General features: G+C 60.1%; 19 protein-coding genes. 11 read left to right on the top strand and 8 right to left on the bottom strand.

Translation table 11 applies throughout. From position 1 onward, the window contains the following. Nucleotides 1-5: 5 nt before the first annotated feature. From ASE89_RS11035 to ASE89_RS11010, 6 genes are all read left to right on the top strand, one after another. Nucleotides 6-1148: a lyase family protein gene (locus ASE89_RS11035; RefSeq protein WP_056677564.1), complete on the top strand. Its 1143-nt coding sequence runs from the start codon at nucleotides 6-8 to the stop codon at nucleotides 1146-1148. Nucleotides 1149-1152: 4 nt separating this feature from the next. Next, nucleotides 1153-2340, top strand: a complete 1188-nt coding sequence (pcaDC, locus tag ASE89_RS11030; protein ID WP_056677562.1) for a bifunctional 3-oxoadipate enol-lactonase/4-carboxymuconolactone decarboxylase PcaDC — start codon at nucleotides 1153-1155, stop codon at nucleotides 2338-2340. A 4-nt stretch (nucleotides 2341-2344) separates the two neighbouring features. Further along, nucleotides 2345-3550: a 3-oxoadipyl-CoA thiolase gene (pcaF, locus tag ASE89_RS11025; RefSeq protein ID WP_056677559.1), complete on the top strand. Its 1206-nt coding sequence runs from the start codon at nucleotides 2345-2347 to the stop codon at nucleotides 3548-3550. A 302-nt stretch (nucleotides 3551-3852) separates the two neighbouring features. Next, the gene (locus tag ASE89_RS11020; protein WP_056677556.1) at nucleotides 3853-4296 is read left to right on the top strand and encodes a MarR family winged helix-turn-helix transcriptional regulator; all 444 of its coding nucleotides are present in this window, start codon (nucleotides 3853-3855) and stop codon (nucleotides 4294-4296) included. 75 nt (nucleotides 4297-4371) lie between these two features. Next, nucleotides 4372-5418: an aromatic ring-hydroxylating dioxygenase subunit alpha gene (locus ASE89_RS11015; protein WP_056677551.1), complete on the top strand. Its 1047-nt coding sequence runs from the start codon at nucleotides 4372-4374 to the stop codon at nucleotides 5416-5418. After that, nucleotides 5415-6410, top strand: a complete 996-nt coding sequence (locus ASE89_RS11010; protein WP_056677548.1) for a PDR/VanB family oxidoreductase — start codon at nucleotides 5415-5417, stop codon at nucleotides 6408-6410. Before ASE89_RS11015 ends, ASE89_RS11010 begins: the two co-directional genes overlap by 4 nt. A 384-nt stretch (nucleotides 6411-6794) precedes the next feature. Here ASE89_RS11010 and ASE89_RS11005 read toward each other — a convergent pair whose 3' ends face one another. The 3 genes from ASE89_RS11005 to ASE89_RS21165 all read right to left on the bottom strand — a co-directional run bounded on the left by ASE89_RS11005 (nucleotide 6795) and on the right by ASE89_RS21165 (nucleotide 8121). Then, nucleotides 6795-7247: a hypothetical protein gene (locus ASE89_RS11005; protein ID WP_056677545.1), complete on the bottom strand. Its 453-nt coding sequence runs from the start codon at nucleotides 7245-7247 to the stop codon at nucleotides 6795-6797. Between the two features lie 92 nt (nucleotides 7248-7339). Next, a complete protein-coding gene (locus tag ASE89_RS21170) occupies nucleotides 7340-7546 on the bottom strand; it encodes a DUF5818 domain-containing protein (protein ID WP_082451418.1) in 207 nt (68 codons plus the stop codon). Nucleotides 7547-7653: 107 nt separating this feature from the next. After that, a complete protein-coding gene (locus ASE89_RS21165; RefSeq protein WP_236701721.1) occupies nucleotides 7654-8121 on the bottom strand; it encodes a hypothetical protein in 468 nt (155 codons plus the stop codon). Nucleotides 8122-8293: 172 nt separating this feature from the next. Here ASE89_RS21165 and ASE89_RS10995 point away from each other — a divergent pair, with 172 nt between their 5' ends. The 3 genes from ASE89_RS10995 (at nucleotide 8294) to ASE89_RS10985 (ending at nucleotide 11129) form a co-directional block, all read left to right on the top strand. Beyond that, nucleotides 8294-8857, top strand: a complete 564-nt coding sequence (locus ASE89_RS10995; protein ID WP_056677539.1) for a hypothetical protein — start codon at nucleotides 8294-8296, stop codon at nucleotides 8855-8857. A 227-nt stretch (nucleotides 8858-9084) separates the two neighbouring features. After that, nucleotides 9085-10209 (top strand): DUF3644 domain-containing protein, encoded by a 1125-nt coding sequence (locus ASE89_RS10990; protein ID WP_197979499.1) that lies wholly within the window; start codon nucleotides 9085-9087, stop codon nucleotides 10207-10209. A 497-nt stretch (nucleotides 10210-10706) separates the two neighbouring features. Then, on the top strand, nucleotides 10707-11129 hold the full coding sequence (locus ASE89_RS10985; protein ID WP_056677532.1) for a hypothetical protein: 423 nt from the start codon (nucleotides 10707-10709) through the stop codon (nucleotides 11127-11129). 181 nt (nucleotides 11130-11310) lie between these two features. On the opposite strand, the gene ASE89_RS10980 is transcribed toward ASE89_RS10985, so the two are convergent. From ASE89_RS10980 to ASE89_RS10965, 4 genes are all read right to left on the bottom strand, one after another. After that, the gene (locus ASE89_RS10980; RefSeq protein ID WP_197979500.1) at nucleotides 11311-13689 is read right to left on the bottom strand and encodes a S8 family peptidase; all 2379 of its coding nucleotides are present in this window, start codon (nucleotides 13687-13689) and stop codon (nucleotides 11311-11313) included. 52 nt (nucleotides 13690-13741) lie between these two features. After that, nucleotides 13742-14584 (bottom strand): gasdermin, encoded by an 843-nt coding sequence (locus ASE89_RS10975; protein WP_056677529.1) that lies wholly within the window; start codon nucleotides 14582-14584, stop codon nucleotides 13742-13744. Nucleotides 14585-14995: 411 nt separating this feature from the next. Then, a complete protein-coding gene (locus ASE89_RS10970; protein WP_056677526.1) occupies nucleotides 14996-15604 on the bottom strand; it encodes a hypothetical protein in 609 nt (202 codons plus the stop codon). A gap of 406 nt (nucleotides 15605-16010) precedes the next feature. Further along, the gene (locus tag ASE89_RS10965; protein ID WP_056677523.1) at nucleotides 16011-16937 is read right to left on the bottom strand and encodes a hypothetical protein; all 927 of its coding nucleotides are present in this window, start codon (nucleotides 16935-16937) and stop codon (nucleotides 16011-16013) included. Between the two features lie 133 nt (nucleotides 16938-17070). Between ASE89_RS10965 and ASE89_RS10960 the strand changes: the two genes are divergently transcribed. Further along, the gene (locus ASE89_RS10960; protein WP_156363433.1) at nucleotides 17071-17643 is read left to right on the top strand and encodes a hypothetical protein; all 573 of its coding nucleotides are present in this window, start codon (nucleotides 17071-17073) and stop codon (nucleotides 17641-17643) included. Between the two features lie 1007 nt (nucleotides 17644-18650). On the opposite strand, the gene ASE89_RS10955 is transcribed toward ASE89_RS10960, so the two are convergent. After that, nucleotides 18651-19592: a lysozyme inhibitor LprI family protein gene (locus ASE89_RS10955; RefSeq protein ID WP_056677517.1), complete on the bottom strand. Its 942-nt coding sequence runs from the start codon at nucleotides 19590-19592 to the stop codon at nucleotides 18651-18653. 330 nt (nucleotides 19593-19922) lie between these two features. Here ASE89_RS10955 and ASE89_RS10950 point away from each other — a divergent pair, with 330 nt between their 5' ends. Then, on the top strand, nucleotides 19923-21260 hold the full coding sequence (locus ASE89_RS10950) for a S41 family peptidase (RefSeq protein WP_082451416.1): 1338 nt from the start codon (nucleotides 19923-19925) through the stop codon (nucleotides 21258-21260). The last annotated feature ends 306 nt before the right edge of the window (nucleotides 21261-21566 follow it).

Below are 21566 nucleotides of genomic sequence, written 5' to 3'. Positions count from 1 at the left end.
GTCGAATGACTGATCTTCTCCGCACCCGCCCGGCGACAACGCCCGCAATGTTGGCCGTCTTTGACGACGACGCTACCGTCGCTCACGCGCTCGCATTCGAAGGTGCTTTGGCAAGAGCGCAGGCGACAGAAGGGGTGATCTCGGAGGAGCTCGCGCTTGCGATTGTGGACGCCTGCATAACGGCGGCGATCAATTCTGCTGAACTGGCAGAGGAGTCAGCGCTGGCCGGTACGCTGGCAATCCCACTCGTCGCTCGCTTGCGTGCCGCCCTAAGTGGTGATGCCAGGAAGGCGGTACACAAGGGAGCGACAAGCCAGGACGTCGCCGACACCGTGTTGATGATGCAGACGCGGGCAGCGACCGAACTGGTACTCACGGACCTTGACCGCATCGTCGATGCCCTTGGTCGTTTGGCTCTGCGTCACGCTGAAACACCTGCGGTCGGCCGTACGTTGTTGCAGGATGCGTTGCCCGTCGCGTTCGGTCTTCGGATCGCGCACTGGATGGTCGGTATCGCCGATGCCGCGCAGCGACTGCGGCGCGATGTCGAGGACCATGCCCGGATCCAGCTTGGCGGTGCCGCAGGTACGCGGGCCGGTCTCGACGGCGCGGGGCCGGCGATCGCATCGCATATGGCAAATGAGCTGGGCCTTGCCGTGAGCGAACCATGGCACGCGCGCCGGATCGGCATCGCCGCCATCGGCACCAGCCTGGCCATGGCGATTGGCGCCGTGGGCAAGATGGCGCGCGACATAGCGCTCTTGTCGCAGAACCCCGTTGGCGAGGCGCGTGAGCCGCCGGTTGCGGGCCGCGGTGGATCATCGGCCATGGCGCATAAGCGCAACCCGACCGGTTGCCAGATCGCGCTGTCGGCAGCGCTGCGTGCGCCAGGTTTGGCTGCGACCCTGCTTGTCGGACTGCCGCAGGAAGAAGAGCGGGGGCTTGGCGGCTGGCAGGCGGAGGGGCCGGTACTCGCCGACCTGTTCCTGCTTACGGCGGGCGCGGCAGAGGCAATGGCTAGCGTCGCAGAAGGGTTGGAGATCGACGACGACGCGATCGCGCGCAACCTGCGTGAGGCCAATATTGGTACCGATATCGGCGAGAGCACGGCGATCGTCGCCGCACTCGTCTCCAGACTCCAAGGATAACGTTATGCCATTCGCGATCCGTGAGGACGTACGCCTTTACTGGAAGCTCGATGGCGCCCCCGATCTGCCCGTGCTCGTCCTGCTAAATTCGATCGGCACGGACATGGCGTTGTGGGAAACCAGCGTCCCGCATTTGCTGCCAGCCTTCCGGCTCCTGCGGATCGATGCGCGTGGACATGGCGCGTCGGACGCACCTGATGGGGACTATAGCCTGGCGATGCTGGCCGACGATGTGATCGCCGTTATGGACGCCGCGGGGGTGCAGACCGCAGCCGTTGCCGGTGTGTCGATCGGCGGGATGATCGCGATGGAGCTGGCTTTGGCGTACCCAACGCGGGTTACGGCGCTCGCGCTCGTCTGCACGTCGGCGACGATGGACGCAGGCGCGTGGCGTGAACGGATAGAACTGGTACGCGCGGAAGGTACGGCAGCCATCGCCGATATGGCCATGGGCCGGTTCCTGTCGCCGCGCTTCGTGGCGACGCATGGCGGCGCGGCCGAGAGCGTGCGTCAGGGCCTGATCGCGATGGCCGATACCGGCTATGCGGGTTGCGGTGCGGCGATCCGCGATATGGCGCTGATCCATCGCTTGCCGGCGATTGCTATGCCCACGCTGGTCGTGGCGGGCGATCGCGACGCCTCAACGCCGTTTGCGGGGCATGGCGAACGCATCGTGGCAGCGATGCCCGACGCGCATGTGGTGCATCTCGACGCCGCACATCTCGCGCCGATCGAGACGCCTGCCGCGCTGGCAGCAACGCTTCGCGCTTTTCTAAAACCGGCCGATACCCAGGATGCCGCAAGCATCTTGTTCGAGGCGGGGCTGGTCAACCGGCGCCGTGTGCTTGGCGATGCATGGGTCGACGCGTCGCTCGCCAAGCGGACTGACTTCACCGCCGATTTCCAGGCGATGATCACGCGGATCGCGTGGAATGAAATCTGGGGCCGGCCGGGTCTCGACGACCGGAGCCGTCGGTTCATTGTGCTCGCGATTACCGTGGCACTCGGCCGCTGGGAGGAGTTCGCGCTCCACGTTCGCACCGGACTGATGCGCGATGGCTTTACCCGTGAGGAGCTCAAGGAAGTGCTGATGCAATCGGCGATCTACGCAGGTGTTCCCGCGGCAAATACGGCCTTCGCCGAAGCGGGCAAGATCATCGCCGAGCTCGACTCCAGCGGCAATAAAGGTTGAACTTATGACCGATGCTTTACTCTGCGACGCGATCCGTACTCCCATCGGCCGACTGAACGGGGCGCTCGCCAGCATCCGCGCCGACGACCTGGCCGCCATTCCGATCAAGGCGCTGATGGATCGCAATCCGGGCGTCGATTGGAATGCGGTGGACGACACGGTCCTCGGCTGTGCGAACCAAGCCGGCGAGGACAATCGCAATGTCGCGCGCATGGCCGTGTTGCTTGCCGGATTGCCCGAAACGGTGTCGGGATCGACGATCAACCGTCTGTGCGGCTCGGGTCTCGACGCGATCGGGTCGGTAGCTCGAGCGATCCGCAGCGGTGATGCCGAGTTCATGATCGCGGGTGGTGTCGAGAGCATGACGCGCGCGCCTTATGTAATGGGCAAGGCACAAAGCCCCTTCGACCGGGCGCAGAAGCTGGAAGACACGACCTTGGGCTGGCGGTTCGTCAACCCGGCCATGCGGCATGCCTACGGCGTGGATTCAATGCCGGAAACGGGAGAGAACGTTGCCGACCAGTGGCATATCAGCCGAGAAGATCAGGATCGCTTCGGCCTTGCCAGCCAGGAAAAGGCCGCAGCCGCGCAGGCAAGCGGACGGTTCGCCGCCGAGATCGTGTCTGTTACGATCCCGCAGAAGAAGGGCGATCCAATCGTCTTCTCCGCAGACGAACATTTGCGGACAACCAGCCTGGAGGCGCTCGCAAGGCTGAAGCCGGTCGTGCGGGCGGACGGCACCGTGACGGCTGGCAATGCCTCCGGCCTTAACGACGGTGCTGCCGCGATGCTCATCGCGTCGGAAGCCGCAGCGGCTCGACATGGGCTGACCCCCCGCGCGCGGATCGTTGCGATGGCAGCGGCTGGGGTTGCACCCCGGATCATGGGCGTGGGACCCATCGAGGCTGCGCGTAAGCTGATGACATTAGGTGGGATCACTCTGGATCAACTCGACGTCATCGAGTTGAACGAGGCGTTCGCCAGCCAAGCGATCGCGACGCTACGTGATCTCGACATCGATCCATTTGATGACCCGCGTGTCAATCGCAACGGTGGTGCAATCGCACTCGGTCACCCTCTAGGCATGTCCGGCGCGCGGATCACCTCGAGCGCAGTCGAGGAACTTCATCGTACGGGTGGTCGCTACGCAATGGCCTTTATGTGCATCGGCGTAGGGCAGGGGATCGGCCTGCTGCTCGAGCGGGTTTGAGGGAAAGACCCGCGCTAGGGTAAACGGCGGACAGGTAGCAGCTTCGTTTCCGATACGTCCTGCGAGCAGGATCAAGATAAAGCTTGAACTCGGGTATTATATCCGTTCTTCTCTGCCGCCGGTAGGCAAAAAGCTGTCACCCAGCACATCTCGGGAGGCGCTCGGCGTTGGCGGCCGCCTGCATGGCCTGCGGATGCGCCATGGGCGCCGTATAGCTCTCGATCTTGAGGATCGAAACTTGAGGCGCGAGTAGCATTCAGCTGGCGCTTGCCGACGTCCAAAGGGCGCGTCATGTCTGCGCCATGTCACAGCTCGACCTCGACCGTTACGTGCCCTTCTTCCTGTCGTCGATCGGCAACAAGCTGTCTCGGGGGGCATCGCGACTGTATCTCGGAAAGTTCGGCGTCGGCGTCAACGAATGGCGGCTACTCGCTAATCTGAAGGTGCGGGGCACCGCGAGCGCCGGGGCGATCTGCGAAGCGAGCGGCATCGATAAGGCTGCGGCAAGTCGGGCTGTTAGCCGCCTGCAGGAGTTGGACCTTATTCGTGCGGTTGGAGACCCCAACGATGGTCGCAGCCGGCAGTTGTCTATGACCGAAGCAGGGGTAGCCTTGCACGATCAGATTATCACCGTGGCGCTGGAACGCGAGCGTGCCCTACTTTCGGGACTGACCGCGTCCGAACGCGATGATCTGATCGAACTGCTGCGAAGGCTGTATACCAACGTCGAGCTGCTCGATGACTAATTATAGTTGACATCGCAACTATAAGGGTGAAACCTCCCTCATCGCCTCGAAAGAGGGCGCAGTTGGAGAGCTACCATGTACCCGCTCAACGCTTGGTATCCCGCGGCGTGGTCGCACGAAATCGAGCACGCGCTTACGGCACGAAAGATCTGCAACACCGATCTCGTCCTGTACCGGCGTACGGACGGCGTGGTTGCCGCGCTGGAAAATGCTTGCTGGCATCGTCTGCTACCGCTCTCAATGGGCCGACTGCGCGACGATCAGGTAATTTGCGGGTATCACGGACTGGTGTTCAATTCGTCGGGACGGTGCACATTCATGCCAGCGCAACAGACGATCAACCCCTCCGCGCAGGTTCGCGCCTATCCAATCTCGGAAAAGCATCGGCTGGTCTGGGTGTGGATGGGCGATCCGGCGCTGGCTGATCCTGCGCTGCTTCCTGACTTTCACTGGAACGACAACGACGACTGGGTAGGCGAGGGCGGCACCTTCTACGATCTGGGCTGCGAGTATCGCCTTGTGATCGACAATCTGATGGACCTGACGCACGAAACCTATGTGCACAGCGACAGCATCGGCGACGACAATATTACGAGTGCGTCCTTCGACGTCGAGCATACGGACCGCACCGCAACGATCAGCCGCTGGATGCTTGGGATCGAGCCACCGCCTTTCTGGGCGAAGCAACTGGGACGCCCAGGTACGGTAGATCGCTGGCAGGTCGTGTACTTTCAGGCACCGTCAACGGTCGTCGGGCAGGTCGGTGTCGCAGTTGCCGGAAGCGGCGCTCCAGAGGGCGATAAATCGCAGGGCGTCGAAGGCGCTTTCCTCGCTGCTATCGCGCCCGCGACCGATACGACCTGTCATTATTTCTGGAATTTCGTCCGCAAGTTTCGCCGTGAGGATGCGGACCTGACCCGTGCCCTCAACATCGCACACGTGAATGGCGGAACGGGTGTCTACGACCAGGACCATGTCGTGCTGGAAGCGCAGCAGAGAGCGATTAGCGCTAACCCGCGCACGCCATTTTATAATCTTAACATCGATGCAGGTGCACTGTGGGCACGCAAGGCCATCGATCGCATGTGCACAGATGAGAACGCGAGGAGCTCGGCGTCTTGAGCACGAAGCTTGACTGGGAGTCCGCCAAGCTAGTCGATATTGCCGATCTGACGCCGGACATTCGCCTGTTCACGATCAAACGCGAAGGCCGCTTCGTAACCCCTTCTCCCGGCAGCCATATCAACGTCATCGTCCTGATCGACGGCCGCCCTGTTACCCGGAGCTATTCGGTCGTTGGCTCGTGTCGGGACGGGCTATACCGCATCGCGGTCAAACGGTTGGCGGACGGCCGGGGTGGCTCGCGCTACATGTGGAGCCTCGAGCCTGGTGCGAATCTCCAGCTGTCGCAGCCCGCTAATCATTTCGATCTCGGCTTCGCGGCACCCGAGTATGTGCTGGTTGCCGGCGGCATTGGTATCACGCCGATCTATGGAATGGCGCTGACGCTGGCCGCGACGAATGTTCATGTCAAAGTGCTATACGCGGCGCGGACACACACTGATCTCGCGTTCGTGGCGGATCTGCGCGCGCATCTCGGAACTCGGCTGGAAACGTTCGTTGCAGAGGAGAACGAACGGATCGATCTGCACGCTGTTATCTCTAGCATGCACCCGGACGGCGAACTGTATATCTGCGGCCCGATCGCGTTGCTGGAGAATGCAAAATCGTTGTGGCGGTCGTACGGTCGACCTATCGAGCGTCTGCGTTTCGAGACGTTCGGTAATAGTGGACGCTTCGCTGCTACGGCATTCCGTGTCGAGATCCCGCGGCTCGACCTAGCGATCGACGTGGCTGCCAATGAAACGCTGCTCGATGCGCTGGAACGCAGCGGTGTCCCGATGATCGCGGATTGCCGTCGTGGGGAATGCGGATTGTGTGTCCTGCCAATTCTCAAGATCGATGGGCGTCTTGATCACCGCGACGTTTTTTTTAGTGAAGAACAGAAGGCGTCGAATGACCGATTGTGCACTTGTGTCTCCCGCGTTGACGGGGAAGTAGTAACGTTGGATGTTCCTAATCGCCGTCGTTCGAATACACCGGCAGCCAATTAAGGGAGGGTGCGGCGATATACATACTTCATCCGCCAATTATGAACGGCGTTCCGCTATCTCAACTCCTCGCCTGCGCGCTCTTTTGGCACGCGAGTCCTGTTTAAAGGTAGGGGCACGGAGATTGGCTTAGGTGAACATGCCGCAGTCTCCTATACGTAGTGCTTGTTAGTCCGGTCCTTTTTACATTGCAGAGAGCTGTATAACGTACTGGCATGCGAGCGGTCCTTGAAAGGCATACCTCAAAAGTACTGTGCTGCAGATATACGTTTCGCACCGTCTCGGATCTCGAGCATTGGGGCATGCGCGCAATATCGCGTCAAAGTTCGTGCTATTGATGACACCGTCTTCGCAACGCTAGCCGTCGCGATGGCGTCATCGAAATGATTATGCCGTCCGAGGCATATCCGTAATTGACGCCGTGACCGCCGTGACGTTTTGCATGTCCGGTGCCTGCGTCGCTGCCGCCATCAGATCGACGTCCGTGAGATCGCGGTGATCGATCCACCATTTGGCGTCAGTTATCTGAAGGCAAGCGTAACAATCGGCGTCGCTGTTGGAATTTGTTAGGGCCGCGAGCCGCTTGGTCCTGATGGTCGACGCCCAGCCAATTTGCCGATCGGTGCCGGTCAGCAGTGGAAGATCAAGGTGGGAGATAGCGGCGCTGCTTAACGCTGCCGCAGCGGCTTCCTCAGCTCGCTTTTCCGCAACAAAGCAGTCTCGACAGTTCGTCGTCTTCAGCCACCGGGCCTTGCGTTCTTGCTGGCTGTCAAAGCCCGTGAGATGATGAGCTTGCTCATGACCGCAGGCATGAATGATCCGCTGTTCCATGGCCGGCATGATGCCTGTTCGTGGTTTGTGCGCAACGCCAATGAGTCAGGTTGAATCAAAACTGCGCCGAGTGCCTCACTACGAGAGGAATGGTCTGCCCGCTAAGCTGGTGCAACGCGGTCAGCGTTCACAGGATCTGGGCCAACCAATGTGCCGACGAGCCGAACGCGTTTCTCAATGAGATCGACGGGAGTACGATGCAGTTCCAGCTCGTAGCGCCCACCGACATCGCGGCGAAGGTAGAAGGCCCCGCCATCGCGGATCAAAGTGCGAATCTCATTGATCCGGGTTCCAATCGCTACCGTCACTGCGCCCTTTCTCCATCATCGTTGTGCATAGTTGCGAGCATCTTTGCTTGTAACCGATGTGGCTCAGCGTGAGCGCATCATCCTGCTGACACATACCCGTGCGGATTTCAAAGACGGATATCGCGCCGCGCCATTTCCAAGAACGCCATGTCCCCAATTAGCGGGCGGGGCTCGGCCTTAAAGATGTCAGCTAGGTCGAGCAGATCCTCGTTAGAAAGGTTCGTGATCGAGGCTTCGATTTCGGCAAGGCGCTGCACCGCGCGATCGCCGCGATCGGCGAGCCGCCTTATTCTTGTCTTGAGCATGCGCACTTCTACCACATTGGTCGCGGGGGCGGCAGGGGCATTCGGGGCCGGCCGGCTGAGACCATCCGAAAAGACGTTTGCCAACCTGTACAAACGAAGGTTCTCCGAAGGGACAGCACCGCGCGCCAGCAGATGTCGAAGGGCAGGAGCGTGCAGCTTGTCCGGTGGAAATGGCGAGTTCTTGATGCATGCGGACCGTCCGCATTTACGGTAAAAACTGGTGGATTGCGGACTGGCCGCTTTCGAGAAGCCCCGAGCGAAAGCTGCCATTCGTTCATGTGGCCGGGCACGAGCTTTAAACGCCTGTCGGTGGTGGTTAGCGGAATGACCGCTTTCGGCGCCGATCGCGAGAAGCGGCCGCTCGTTTAAGGGGTGGGGCAGGGGCTCGTCACCTCTCGGTAACCCGGCCGGAGCTATTCTCCGTCGCGCGAGGAGGGTGCGAATGACCGCATTGTTTATTCTTGGCGAATGCGAGAGCAGGATGGCGCCTGGATCGCCTTTCGATCCATCCTGTAAGGCCGTCTGGAATTTGGCATCCCTGTTCGGGTTCGACGGTGATAGCGCTGGCGCGGAGAAGCTGAGGAAGTTGCTGGGATCAGCGAACTGCGCGAACGCGTACCCGCAATACTGCAGCTCGAAGAAGCTATGTCAGTTTTGGCATAAGAAAGCGCCCTCGAAGCTGACCCAAGATCACCTGGACCAGTTGTGGGACGGGGGCATGGGTAGCGCCGCCGGCATTATCGTTTTGGGCGTATTCGCATACCGAGCGCTCGGGGCATTCGCGGTGCGGCGCAATGTAGCGTTCAACCTACCAGAGGATCGTCCAGCTGTGCTACCGGCATTGATCGAGAGTGGCACCGGCCGGCCTCGAGTGATGTTGATCGATCACACCAGCCAGCGTTCATTTGGCCACCCGAACCGGCAGATCGGGTTTGAAGGTGCGCGGCTGGCCTTGCAGCTCGGCTGGCCTCATGCTGGGCGACAGTCGATGCACCAAGCATCTTAAATGTTCTTGCAACCGAGAATACGTGAAAACTGGCATGGCATGATCTGACCAGCGTTGGGACGCTGGGCACTCATCTTGCCTAGACTCGACCATCTGCGTTTGCTCGAAAGGCATCGAAGACTCGCGGGGAGTGGCAAGGGATGCCTAGCGCACTAAAGAAGTTGGGGGATTGGGAAGTCGCCCTCATCAAAGCCTTATTGCATACAGGGTCGCGTAGCGATCAGGACGTGCTCGCCTATTTCACTTGGCCTACTCGATCCATAAATCATCGCGAGATCGCGCAGATCCGGACCGGGGCGAAACATCGACAGATAGAGCCCGCTTCACCGGAGGCCCTCGCAGCATTTCTCAGCGCATGGCCCGAAGTCGAGCCAGGTACCGGGCTAAGCCTTGATGCGGACCAGCTCCTCGTAAAAGCCCGTGACGCAATGGTTGCTGCCGTTCAAACGTTCAACTCGGCAGGATTGAGCTTCCGTGCGGAACTTTTCATTGTCACGAGCATCATCGCATGGACGTACTTAATGCACGCGGCGCTTAAAAAAGAAGGCGTTGATGTTCGGTATTGGGAGGGATCAGGAAGGGACAGGAAGGTCAAGACCACGCCAGGAGGTGGGGAAAAATATTGGGAGCTTGGACAGTGCTTAAGACACGCTAAGTGCAGGCTCGACGTTGGAACAAAGAATAATCTGTTTTATCTCCTAGAGATTCGACACGAAATCGAGCATCGATCCACCGATCGCTCGTTGGACGCTGCCCTGAGCGCGAAACTGCAAGCATGCTGCATCAATTTCAACGATGCATTGAAACAGCTGTATGGCGCTAAGTATGGACTAGAGCGCAAGCTGTCTCTTGCGTTGCAATTCGCATCGCTCGATCCAGAGCAGGTGGGGGCTGTGAGAAGTGCTGACCTGCCCCCGCACCTCGCAACGGTGATGGACGCTTTCGAGGCTCAGTTGACCCCAGAGCAGTATTCTGACCCGCGCTACGCTTACCGGGTCGCGATGGTACCCAGACATGCCAATCGCGCCTCCGCTGCCGATATTGTCGCCGAGCTTGTTCCTTCCGGTTCGGACGCAGCAGAGGAGATCAACCGAGTTCTTTTACGCGAAACAGAGCGTACGAAATATCGCCCTGGTGACATTTTGAAGAAGGCGCATGAGGCTGGCTATCGCTATTTCAAGATGCATGATCACACAACGCTCTGGCAGCGGCTTGACGCTAAGAACCCTGCGAAGCACTTCGGCGTTGACGTTGCAGGGACGTGGTACTGGTACGAAAGCTGGCTTCAACACGTCTTGAAGGTGCTCGGAGAACGTGCGGCTGCGTATGCCGCTTCTATGCCGAGGCTTTAAAGCCGTAGGCGTTTGGGCGGCCGAGAAGGAGTGGGCACGGCCGCCCGCGCCCATGCAACGGGACGCATCCGGTTAGATCGTCGTCAATCATAGGGCATGGTCATGCCGCCCTGCTGAGGCCAGCAGCATACGCCTTGGCGTCTCTAGCGATCGCATAGGCCGTCGCCGACGGCGCAGCCCGCCGCGCAAGCGCAAGGATGGGTTCCGCCGCTTTACGCAAGTCTGCCAACCGATAGCGTCCTCTCGGCAGACGTCGTTCTCGCAGACGCCGCTGCTCCTAGCCACTTGTCTATTGCGCAGGTACTCATGCTAGCGCCTGCCACGCGGCTCGCGATTGTAGACATGAACGGATGGGTGGTTTCGGGCATCTCGCGTCAGGTCGCGAGTGTCCGTGTCTGGGTCATCACCATGAAACCCTTATCTTAAGGCGTAAGGTCCACATATGTCAGATGGCTAGACGTTCAGGCGCAGCTACATGATCCTGCCGGGAGCTTGGCTTGAACGACAGAGAACAGACACTCGCCGTGATCAAGACGATAGGAGCTAACCCGCGCGAATGGGGCAAGCACATCGACGCATTTTCTGCGTTGCTTGATACGTTGTCGGACGATGACTGGTGCGCGGTGAAGCGCTTTGCGTCACCAGAAGGCCGCAACATTATCTTGTTCCAATACCTCGGGCACATCGAGCGGACGTATAACCTGAGGGCGCCGGAGGCTGCGCGGGTGGTCGAGGGTGGAGTGATGTTGATCCTCCTCAAAGGATTCGAACTGGATTATCGCGAGACCACGTTGCGGGTGAAGGATTTTGTGAAGACCACCGGTGTGACGGTGACGCAGTTCGCCCGTCGGGCGCGTGAGTGTGACGTTCCAGCGCTGGGATATATCCGCGGGATCTATCAGACTTATGGCATTGGCTAGTAACCGGGGCCGGGTAGGCGCGGACGGCGCAACGTGAACAGTCGTCTGAAGTTGGGGGCTGCAAAGCGGCCTTTGAATGTCGCTTTGTGGGTCAAAGTGACCAAGATCTGGAAATATGCTGCCGCCGTCGCGAGCTCCAACGGCAGGCAGGCGCGTGCAGCGTATTGAGCGCTTACGCCTTTCACTCGACTTGCAGCGCGAGCATCTTGATCAGGTTGGGCAGTCCGGCTCCCTGCATGTAATGGTCGCGGCCGAGGTCCATACATCCTCCCAGAAGATATCGCTTCATCCGGTCCGGGTATCCGATGAACTCGCGCCTGAGGGATAAAAATGCCGCCAGCACGCCGGACACGTGCGGTGCAGCCATGCTGGTGCCGCTCATCTCAACATATAGCTCGTCGAGCGCGGGCGCTCCGTCCCCGTTTGGACGCCAATCGTGCCGGGCGGACAGGATGCGTTCACCAGGCGCAACGAGGTCCGGCTTGACCCGTCCGTCGGCCGTGGGCCCGCGCGAAGAGAAGAACGACACGCCATAGGTGAACGGATTCGTCTTGTGGACGGAGCCAACGGCGATTGCCTCCTCGAGGTTAGCGGGATCGCCGATGGAGAGATCAAGGTTGGCCTGCACCAGTCCACTCTCGGCACGCAGCACGACGTAGCCCTCGTTTCCGGCGGCCAGCACCACCAGCACGCCCTGTCGCCAGAGCCGCCTGATCTCCTGGCAGAGCGGGGTGTATCCGCAATTGTAGACGCTTGGATCGAAGCTGCCGCCAAGGCTGAGATTGACGCCATGTACCACGAGGCGGCCTGCCTCGTCGTTCAGGCGAGTGACCTGGTCGAGCGCCTTGATGATCGAAGCGTCGCTTCCGCCGCCGTCGTCACCCAGCACCTTGAACCCGTAGAGCCGACAGCGCGGCGCCATCCCTCGAAGCGGGATTACGCCCTCGTCGGTCGAGACGGAGTGCTCGCCGGCGATGATGCCGGCGACGTGAGTGCCGTGCCCGTTCCGGTCGAGCCGATCGAATTTCTTATCCCCCGGGCGGAGACGGATGGGTGAGCCGGGTTCGGTGCAGTCGTATTGTTCGATGACGAGGTTGGCACCCTGCGCGGCGAAGTGGGGGTGCCCGGCGGCGATGCCCGTGTCGAGCACCGCCCAGGTCATGCCGCGACCATCGGCCCCGTAGCCGAGATTGCCGGGCGCGGCCTGGACCGTATTGGTCGACTGGTGGATCAGCGCGCGCTTCGCACCGTTGCGCCACAGCGTCTTGATCGAGAGCTCGCCGCTGAGCGTTCGCAGCTCCTCCACCTCCCGGCGGGTCAGGTCGGCCGCGACGAACCGGTGCAGGCGATCGATTCGAGCCTCGGCTTCCTCGGCACCCGTATCCGCGACCAGCGTGCGAATCCTGTCGATCACCATATTCGCCGACTCGTCCAGCGTGGCGGCGGGCCGCTGGTCCTCGTTGACGAGCTGGATGAGGACCGGGTGGCGCTGCGCGACCAACCCGTTCTCGACGTCCGACACGAGATCTTTCGCGATCACGAACGGCGCGATCGCCTGGCCGAAGGCGGTGCCCACGACGTCGAGCACCGGCTGCCGGACATCGCGGGTGCTCAGGTATCCCGTGGCGGAGTGAGGGTGGCGCGGCGAGTCCGGATTCAACGCCCATCGCCTGACGTTATCCACTTGTCCGCCGAAATTGTCCGAGATGTCGGAGTCGATCGCGACGGGGTCGAGGCGATCGGCGACGTTGATCCAACGCTCCACGCAGGCCGGGCGCCCGAGCGGCCCGTCATGCCAGTTCCGCAGCTCGTCCTGAACCTCCTGCATGCCCAAGGGAGAACCGATGGTGAGCAGAAGCGGAATTTGGTACTTCTTGGGGTCGAGCTTCCGCAGAACGTCGTATGCGATCATCGAGCCCTGGCTATGTGCGACGACGACAAACGGCCCGCCGCCGCTCTCCAGGCGCGACGCGAGCGCGTCGCGCATAACCCGTCGCCGCTTCTCATCATAAAGGAAATCGTTGACGTCCCTAAGGAAGGCGCGGGTAAGCTTGCCGGCGAGTAGTCGCCGTAATACGGGCGGCAGCGGCAGCACCTTAGCCCGAACGTCGGCCGCGAGCACCGTGTCATTCTCGATCTCGTCGACGCCTGCGATCTGGTCGGCAATGCTCGACAGGACGCGCTCGCGTTCGGGATCGCCTTCTGCGAGCGCGTGGATCTCGCGCTCGATCGCGAGCGGCTCCGTGCCGGCGTCCGCCGTGGCTAGCGCGACCAGCGCGCGCGTCGACACCTCCTGGTCGTCGACGCGCACCAGGTCGGCGTCGCCGCAGGTCTCCTCAAGCGGGATCGGATAGTAATCCCGGTTGACCCAGTAGACCATCCGGCTCCGGTCGCCGAGTTCGGCCCCGAACAGCGCCCGATCCCACTGACACTTGAGCACCGCTGCCGACGGCTTGTTCGCAATCCCGTGGACGTAGATGATCGTTCGCGGCGCCTTGCTACCCACCGTCGCTTCAATCACGGGAGGTTCGATCTTTTCCGGAATGGTGATCTCCAGCACGCTCTTGAGTGGTAGGGAAGGCCGCACGTGGCGGGACCGCGCCTTGCGCGGCTCAGCCAGAGATCGTTTCCCGCCCGGCGGGCTCAGTTTCGCGTTCTGGTTCCCAAGCGAGGATCGAGGGTGCTAGATTGGCATCATGCTCCTCGCCGGTCGAGCCCAGCCGCGCGTCTTCATGCCGTCCCTTGATCGTCACCGATCCCTCCCTCACCGTCCGCAGGGTGAGGGTCTTTTGGCCGCCGCCGGTTTCCACAATCTGGAACAGTCTGGCGGCGAACGGGACGCCAGCTGCGCCCTCGAACGAAACGGTGGAGTCATCGCTCGCTGCGATCTTGACTGACAAGCTGCCGCCGACGGCGCCGGAGATGACGGGCACGTCTAGTTTCGCGTTCTGGCCAGTTTCGGAGTGCCCCGTGATGGTTACCTTCCTAGCCCGCAGCACGGAGGTGATGACATAGAGGTTGTCGTCGAGCCAATCGCGCAACAGACCCGGCCCGGGTGCCGCCACGCCGCTCAGTGCCTGCTGGAGCGCGACCGCGTTCAGGCTCTCGCTGGAAACGCCGTCATAGGCGAAGCTGAGCTTGCGGGCGTTCTTGAAGCCTAGCTCAAGGCCGAGCGTGCCCCCGCCAAGGGCGGAGATCAGGCCGGACAGGATCTTCAGACCGAAACCGAGCTCGATGCTGCGGGTGCGCTCGCCCGCGATGGACGGCAGGCCGACGTTCCGCTCGGGTTGCGGCAGCGTTTGCGCTACTTGCGGCGCAAGCTGTTCGAATGCGTTCTGATGGCCGCGTGCGCCGTGACGCTCGTAGACGAGGGTCAGTAAACCGAACTCAGGGCTGGGCAGCACTATGCCAGTGTAGCCCTTCTCGGCGAGGTGTTTGCTCCACTGGTCGGCCATGTCTTCCTCCTCCGCACCTCGCGTCTTGCGCTTCTGGTGCTTTGCGATGGAACGTCCGCCAGTCCGGCTACCGATGAGGTAGTTTGATTGTAGCTGCGCGAGCGGGTTCCGGATGATTTCGACGCGGACACGCGCTTCTTTGACCCGTTCTATCGCTTATCGTCACGAATCGTAGGCGCAGAACTGAAGAAAGCATAAGTCGCTGTGGCCGTAAAGGGCCGAGCAAATAATTTACCGTCAAAGATCAGATCGGAGCCCATGAGCACAAGGCATTCGCCCCAGCATTTTGAAGGACTTATGCGAAGCCTTGCGCATTCTGTCTTGCGAATTTATGGATTATAGGATTGCCGGTTCCCGGTGATGACAACCGGAATAGAACCGTGCTTCCGCAAGCCTTATCAGCTTAATTGCTCAAATCTTGGACAGGACCGCCCATTTCAGCAGTCTGTAGCTCCATTCAGTGCGCCTCGCGGCGTAGAAGCCGAAGCACACCAGCAGCGCCGCGAGTGCGGCGGCACCTTGGATTGTTTGACCGCTGTAGAAAGTGATTAGGAGAAGTACGACCGAGAAAGTCCTGAAGAACTTTTGCGTTCCTTCCAGTCGGTCCAGTTCAGCTGATGCGGTGGGGCATGTTCGTCTCAGGTAATCTGCCCAGAAGCTTTTGTTGCTCCACAGCTCGGGTAGGTTCGACCCGGGTGCCGTTGCGTCGAGAGCCCTGTTCTTGGCCTCAGTCGCGATGGAGGCGAAGCAAGCGAAGCGCTCGCGCCGCTGTCCGCGAAGAAGCCTGGGCTCGAATATATCATAGATGAAATCCAAACCGGACCCGATCGCGTAGATCACGCTTCCAAGCCCGTATGCGAGTGCCGCGAACACGATGGTATCCACGCCCGGAACAAGACTGGTAATACGAAAACCAAAAACTGTATTATCTATTGCTGTGAGAGCGTAGAGGAGCACGGCCCCCGGCACGAAGACGGCAAGAAGGTCGCGGAAACCAAGAAGGAGGTCCTGTTGCTTCATTGACTGCCCTCCCGGTCCGATGCGGCCATGTAGCATGGTCCGTTCAACCCCGGTTCGCAAGTCGTCACCTACACCGCCTAAATCTCGAAGCGCATAGCGGCTCTGCTACCGGAACGCTGGACGCTTCTGCCTACAGTCTCATCAAAGGCTTGCCCGAGCGACGCTCGGGCGGAGGACAATCAGCCGTGCGACCCACGACCTGAGAGACGACGCGTCACCCTTGATAACTTTAATGACAACATGAACGAATGAGCGATTTGGGGGAGCAGCGTGGATGCGCTGAGTGTCTGCGAGTGGGTCGCTTCTTACCGAGTCGGCGACTTGCGAACGTTCGTTCGTCACATTGCCGCACATGAGTGGAAGGGCCACTCTGCTGCTCGCATCTGCTTCGTCATCCAGTGCTGTGCTATTTTATTGTTGGACGGATGATAACGGCCTTGGCGATTGGCTGGTAATTATCGTCCATCTCTCCGGGGTCGGAGTCGGTCAGGTCGCGAACGCCGCGTGCGATACGGCCATCGGGCCATCGCGCATCGTATTTGAATCGGCCGGAAAGGAACCGCGCACGGCCGTCGCCGACTTCGGTCCACCGATCGCATGCATCGTGATCCCAAGGATCGACCTTGCGCGCTGTGCATAATGCGAATGAAAAGCTGCTAGCAACCCAGATGCTCGCCTGAGCGGGGATGGAGCGGAATCGATACGGCGTCTCACCGCCGCCGCAGCCCGTCTCGCCCTCAATGTGGGGCATCTCAGGCTCCAGTTTGACGCGCCGTCGCTCCAACGATTCGACGAGATGCTGTAATTCTCGATCGGCGCGCGTCTCTGGGCGCCACTCGGATAGCGCGAGTTCCGGTTCCGGTACCGACGTCGTACCCTTGGCTATAATCAAGAGCTGCCGACGCTCATATTCCGCGACTGAGGTCTCGTAGAGTTGTGCCGAATAGCCCGCGGTTTTCAGCCCGTTGGCAAAACCGACGACGCGCTTAGCAAGCTCCTCTAGCGGGTCCGTTTGCCACTTCGGATTGGGCTCGGCATCGTCCGTTTCTGCGCAATCAAATAGGCTGTACGACGAGTAGAGCGCGACACTATCCGTGCTGCGCTCATCCAACTGGAGATTGCCGTATGAAACCGAAGTTACGACCGCTGCGGTCTTCATCGCGAGGTAATCAGGAGGATACAAATTGTCTTGCAATTTTCGAGCTATCACGGGGGGCGTGATGAGTTGCCCTGTTTTGGGCGTCTCCGTGGTGATAGCCTCGTGCTTCGGCGATTGCTCGCTGCAGCCGAACAGCAGACCGATTATCGCTAAAAATCCAAAGTGCCGCGCCATAATTACAGCCCCAAATGCTCCGATTAGGTCACACAAAGCGGGCGCAATAACAAGTGACGGCCGAGACGGGGTCCTTGCAGTCGACGGCGATGCCGTTCACACCTGAGTTCCGGTGGACCCTGGGGTCGCGAACATGATCGATACCTATCTTAAAAACTTGACTAAGGTCCTTGGCGTCGGCGCCGGCTTCGCGACTATTCCGCTTCTCCTGTCGCTTGCTTCGCTGCAGCCGCCTTGGCCGCCGGCAATCGGCTACGTCTCGGCAGGGCTCGTGATGATCAGCGCGCTCCTCGCCTGGGAGTGGACTCGCGCCGCTAGGCGAAGTGATCGCCGTCGTTGGATCATCACGGGCCTTCTCCTCTCGCTCGTCGGGTTGGCCGTCTATCTCGTCTTCTACTCGATGTTCGTGGAAACGATTCCGGGCAGTGACGTCCGCCTGATCCTAGGCTATCGCTGCACCGCTGACGCACTGCTGGTTTACCAAGCTGCTTGCCCCGATCTGCCGCGGGACGCGCTTCGCGATGCTGAGTGGGAGCCGGCCCTGCTTTGGACGCGCGCATCGATCACGGTTGTGCGGCTGTTGCTCACTTTCGCATGGCTTAGCTTCGTCGCCGGCCTGATCATTAGCACCGGTGCCGTGATCGCCGGTCGGCAATTCGGGTTAAAGAAAGCCGCCAGCGTGAAAGTACGCAGAAAGCAGTCTTGAATGCCGGAAGCAGTCCGTCTGAAAGAATAGTGCTGTCGAAATACAAAGCTTCCGCTGGCGCCTGCGACTTTCGGGCGTCTGGCAACAAAACCTCCCCCTCAAAGATCACACGAAATCCGCCGTTCGGGCGTTCATCAACCTAAAGCTTGTTTCCCCACCCTCATCGCTGTCAAAGGCGGGAGTGATAAAGCAAAGATCAAATTTCCTTTATTGCAGTATCCAATTGCGACATTTGCGAACCGAAATTTGGATATAAAAAGTAGCATCAGGGCGGCGATGAATGAGCGTCCAAAGTCGGTAAGCGGGGAAGGGGGCGTGAATGTCCGGGAATGGGTCGTAAGCGCACATTTGGCCTAAATCCAGTGGCGAGCCTTGTTGTGCACGTGTCCGGCAACGTGACAGGAAGTGCATAGAGCTTGAAGATCAGCATCGAGGTTAGAGCCCACTACCGCATGGTGGACCTCCTCAGACGGCCTTGAGCACGTCCTCGACGCGTCACAGACAGGCCGGAGTGCCCTGATGCGCTTGCTGCGCCGCGATCTCGTGTTTGCCATCCGGTGATTATGGCTCGCCGGACTAAATAGATGATGAAGATCTTCGCGACCTTCTCAGTGGTGTCGACACCCAGATCTCTGATTTAAGCCGGGCTTTGCTCACTATGAGCTCCTTCACAATGATTGGGCGAGGGGTAGCCGCGATCGTGCATGGCGTGAAAAATTGTGTCGCCTTTGGCACCGGCTTCTGCGGCCTGCTCACGAATGGCGGGGCGATCCTGTTTTTCAGGGGGTGAACATTCTATAAGACTATGTGAATTCGAATAAACCAATGACCGGTTTCGGGTGACGGCGATGTGGCGCTGAATGGCCGAAAGTGGGTCGTCCGATCGATAGGTGGGTCGGAGCACCTCCAGAATGCAGGTCGAACTGCACGTGAGGATCCAAGATGGACATCGGCCCGCCGCGCCGCTGGGCCGGAGGGATCACCCATTCCGACCGTGATCCGACACGTCACATATCTCCTTCCTTGCGATCGCGGTACCACTTGAGCAGTTCGAGGCGCTCGCGCGTAAGCTTCTCGACCTCGGAGCTATAAAGCAGCGGCGCAATGCTGCCGTGTCCGGGGTGGTTTATTCCCGAACGGTACTCAGCCTGCCTATCTCGATAAGCCTCCCATGCCGCCTGACTAGCTTTAAGGTCCTCGTCTTGCCGGTCCGGGTCGAGAGCTGCCAGGATCTCGACGAGTTCGTCGTTCACCTTCGCTACCCCCGCCGCCGCAGCGACGTTCATCTCAAACTGAGTGATGGGGTAGTCGCCATATAGTAAGGTGTTGAACGCCTCGTCGGCCGCGTTCACAAATTGTGATGTTGAGGAGATATAAGCTCCGAGGGTCTTCGCCTCGACGTCCTGCTGCTCCGGCAGCTCATGCACGAAGATATGCCGTTGCTCGAACAGTCCGGCGAGAACCGTGCGGACCTTGTCGGGGTCAGGCATGATCGGTTCCAGCGGCCCATCCCCAACTGTGACGGTCCAGCGATCGACCACGCCCCGAAGATGGCCGAAAAACGGCGTTTCCATCAGACTAGAAAAGACGCGATCGATGTCGCCGACGCCGTTGACCGAAAGCTCGTGCGACACGAGTTCACCGAATGACACTTCTTTGCCGACAAGTGCCCGTGCGAGCGCAAAGTCGATCTTGAGCGTGCCTTTAACCAAGTCTGCCCCGCGCGTTGCGTAGGGATCCCCGGCATCGATTATCTGAGCGGCCCATTCCCGCGTGAAGACCTCCAAGATCGTCACTAGCCGGATGACGATGAATTGGTGCGGAGCTTGAAAGGCGGCGCCGTTCCAGCCGTCCACGAGCGCTGAAATTTCGCTCATCCCCCGCGAGTGACCGAGCCCTTTTCCGCGCATCCGAACGCCCGCGATCTCAGCCAGTTTGTCCCGTGCCATGCCCTCAAGCTAGTGCTCATTGCACCGTGGCGCCAACCAGTTCTTTTCGTCCCATAGGTCAGCTGGTGCGGAGGTGTAGTTTTGGCGAAACCCTGATGAACGAATGTCCAATGTTGGGAAGCGGAATGGTAGGCCTGAACGTCCGGGACTGGGTCTGGCCGGAAGCAGTAGGGCAGGGCGTGTTCGCCCAGTTGTAGCCGTTCGAATGCTCATCGGCCTTGCCTGGTAGGCGACGTTCCGACAGTCTGTCGAATTGAGGGTTTGGTACTGACTAGCCGCCTGGACTGGTCAGACGTACGCCGGCCCAAACTGTATTAAGGGGGGCTGCTGATGTGCCGTCGACGCAATGTGATGTTGTGGGCGCTTTCGCTGGTTCTTCCCTTGGCGCTGCCCGCTGCAGCACAGGTGCCGACCCATACTCTGGCTCCTGCTCTCGACGCCGCCGGACGTCGCGCGATTGTGGAAGAGTTCGCTCGCGCGATGCGCGACCATTACATATTCACTGAGCGGGCCGAGCAAGTGGCAAAGAGGACGACCGACGCGCTTGCTTCAGGCAAGTACGACGATGCCAGAACGGCGGGAGAACTCGCGGCCCGGTTGTCCGCTGATGCATCCATCGTGACCCACGACAAGCACCTTAGCGTGTTCTCGATGCAGGAGCCGCGACCGCCGCGAGGCGACGGTCCACCGGCTGAGATGCCCGCCGCGGACGCCGGAGTGACTCGCGCCGACATCCTAGCGGGCGGTGTTGGATATATTGAAGTGATTGGCTTTCCACCAATCAGCTTCTCCAAAAGGGCGGTTGACAAGGCCATGACCTCCCTCTCAGGCAGTCGTGCTCTGATCATCGATGTCCGCCGGAACGGCGGCGGAGACCCGGGGGCCGTTTCATACCTCGTCAGCTTCCTGGTTTCGCCTGGCCGGTCGATCAATGACATCGTCTCACGCGTGGCAAAGACGACTGAAACAACGCGAGAAAGCTACCGATCCGTTCGCACACCGGTGTCCTTCTTCGACATCCCTGTCTACGTTCTCACCAGCAAAACGACCTTCTCTGGCGGTGAGGAGTTCGCCTACGACATCCAAGCGCTCAAGCGAGGAACGTTGATCGGGGAGACAACAGGGGGCGGGGCCAGTCCTGTCGGTCCGATCGATATCGGTCACGGTGTTATCGCCATGATTCCCTCTGGCAGAGCGGAAAATCCGGTCACGAAGACCAATTGGGAAGGCGTTGGTGTTCGGCCAGATGTGTCCGTTAATGCGGAGAACGCACTTTCAGCGGCGCTGGCGAAGGCAGGATCAAAGCCAGTCGCCGATATCGCGGCAGCATCTACAAAAAGGGTTTTTAGCCCGCGAACAGCCCAGCTGCCTGGATCAGACGCAGCAATCCGCAGGCTTATCGGCGCGATTGCAAGCGGAACTACGATCCAAGACCTTGTGACCCCCCAGCTCGCTTCCGAGATCCAGCCGCAGATCACTCAGAACCGGACTGAACTCGCTAGTCTCGGCCGATTACTCTCGGTCGACTTCTGGCGTCCTACCCCGTTTGGTGGCGATGAGTTCAAGCTCACGTTCGCCAATGGACGGCGCAAAACGATAGTGTCGCTAGATGGTCAAGGGAAGATTGCGGGCATGCTCCCATTAGCTCCGTTAAGTCCGGCTGAGTAAGCGCCAGCCCGTCGAACGGCTTAAACTCATTTGCATGAGCAAGGTTTCCGGCAATTCGAGCGTTTCGCCGGTCGTCCCGAAACGACGTCATTGTCGGGAAACTTTTCTTTAGCTGCCCCTGGCGACTGCTTTATGAATGAGCGCCTGAAGTTGGGGAGCGGAAAGGCTCTGCTAAGTGTCCGATTATGGGTCTTTTTAACTTTAAACCGAAAGATCGGTGCTATGTTGTAAAAGCTCCTGCTGCTTTCGATCATCAATATCGATGTTGATACCCAGCCACCTGACGATCTGTCCGTCCTTGGCGCG

Source organism: Sphingomonas sp. Leaf30 (assembly GCF_001422525.1).
Lineage (GTDB): Bacteria > Pseudomonadota > Alphaproteobacteria > Sphingomonadales > Sphingomonadaceae > Sphingomonas > Sphingomonas aerolata.
Note: the sequence above shows the minus strand (reverse complement) of the source record. Positions and strands in the feature narration are given on the sequence as shown.

Bases quoted from the DNA above. Each gene is read 5' to 3' on its own strand.
- ASE89_RS11035 (WP_056677564.1), top strand. From the start codon at position 6: ATGACTGATCTTCTCCGCACCCGCCCGGCGACAACGCCCGCAATGTTG.
- pcaDC (WP_056677562.1), top strand. From the start codon at position 1,153: ATGCCATTCGCGATCCGTGAGGACGTACGCCTTTACTGGAAGCTCGAT.
- pcaF (WP_056677559.1), top strand. From the start codon at position 2,345: ATGACCGATGCTTTACTCTGCGACGCGATCCGTACTCCCATCGGCCGA.
- ASE89_RS11020 (WP_056677556.1), top strand. From the start codon at position 3,853: ATGTCACAGCTCGACCTCGACCGTTACGTGCCCTTCTTCCTGTCGTCG.
- ASE89_RS11015 (WP_056677551.1), top strand. From the start codon at position 4,372: ATGTACCCGCTCAACGCTTGGTATCCCGCGGCGTGGTCGCACGAAATC.
- ASE89_RS11005 (WP_056677545.1), bottom strand. From the start codon at position 7,247: ATGCCGGCCATGGAACAGCGGATCATTCATGCCTGCGGTCATGAGCAA.
- ASE89_RS21165 (WP_236701721.1), bottom strand. From the start codon at position 8,121: ATGGCAGCTTTCGCTCGGGGCTTCTCGAAAGCGGCCAGTCCGCAATCC.
- ASE89_RS10995 (WP_056677539.1), top strand. From the start codon at position 8,294: ATGACCGCATTGTTTATTCTTGGCGAATGCGAGAGCAGGATGGCGCCT.
- ASE89_RS10975 (WP_056677529.1), bottom strand. From the start codon at position 14,584: ATGGCCGACCAGTGGAGCAAACACCTCGCCGAGAAGGGCTACACTGGC.
- ASE89_RS10970 (WP_056677526.1), bottom strand. From the start codon at position 15,604: ATGAAGCAACAGGACCTCCTTCTTGGTTTCCGCGACCTTCTTGCCGTC.
- ASE89_RS10965 (WP_056677523.1), bottom strand. From the start codon at position 16,937: ATGGCGCGGCACTTTGGATTTTTAGCGATAATCGGTCTGCTGTTCGGC.
- ASE89_RS10960 (WP_156363433.1), top strand. From the start codon at position 17,071: ATGATCGATACCTATCTTAAAAACTTGACTAAGGTCCTTGGCGTCGGC.
- ASE89_RS10955 (WP_056677517.1), bottom strand. From the start codon at position 19,592: ATGGCACGGGACAAACTGGCTGAGATCGCGGGCGTTCGGATGCGCGGA.
- ASE89_RS10950 (WP_082451416.1), top strand. From the start codon at position 19,923: ATGTGCCGTCGACGCAATGTGATGTTGTGGGCGCTTTCGCTGGTTCTT.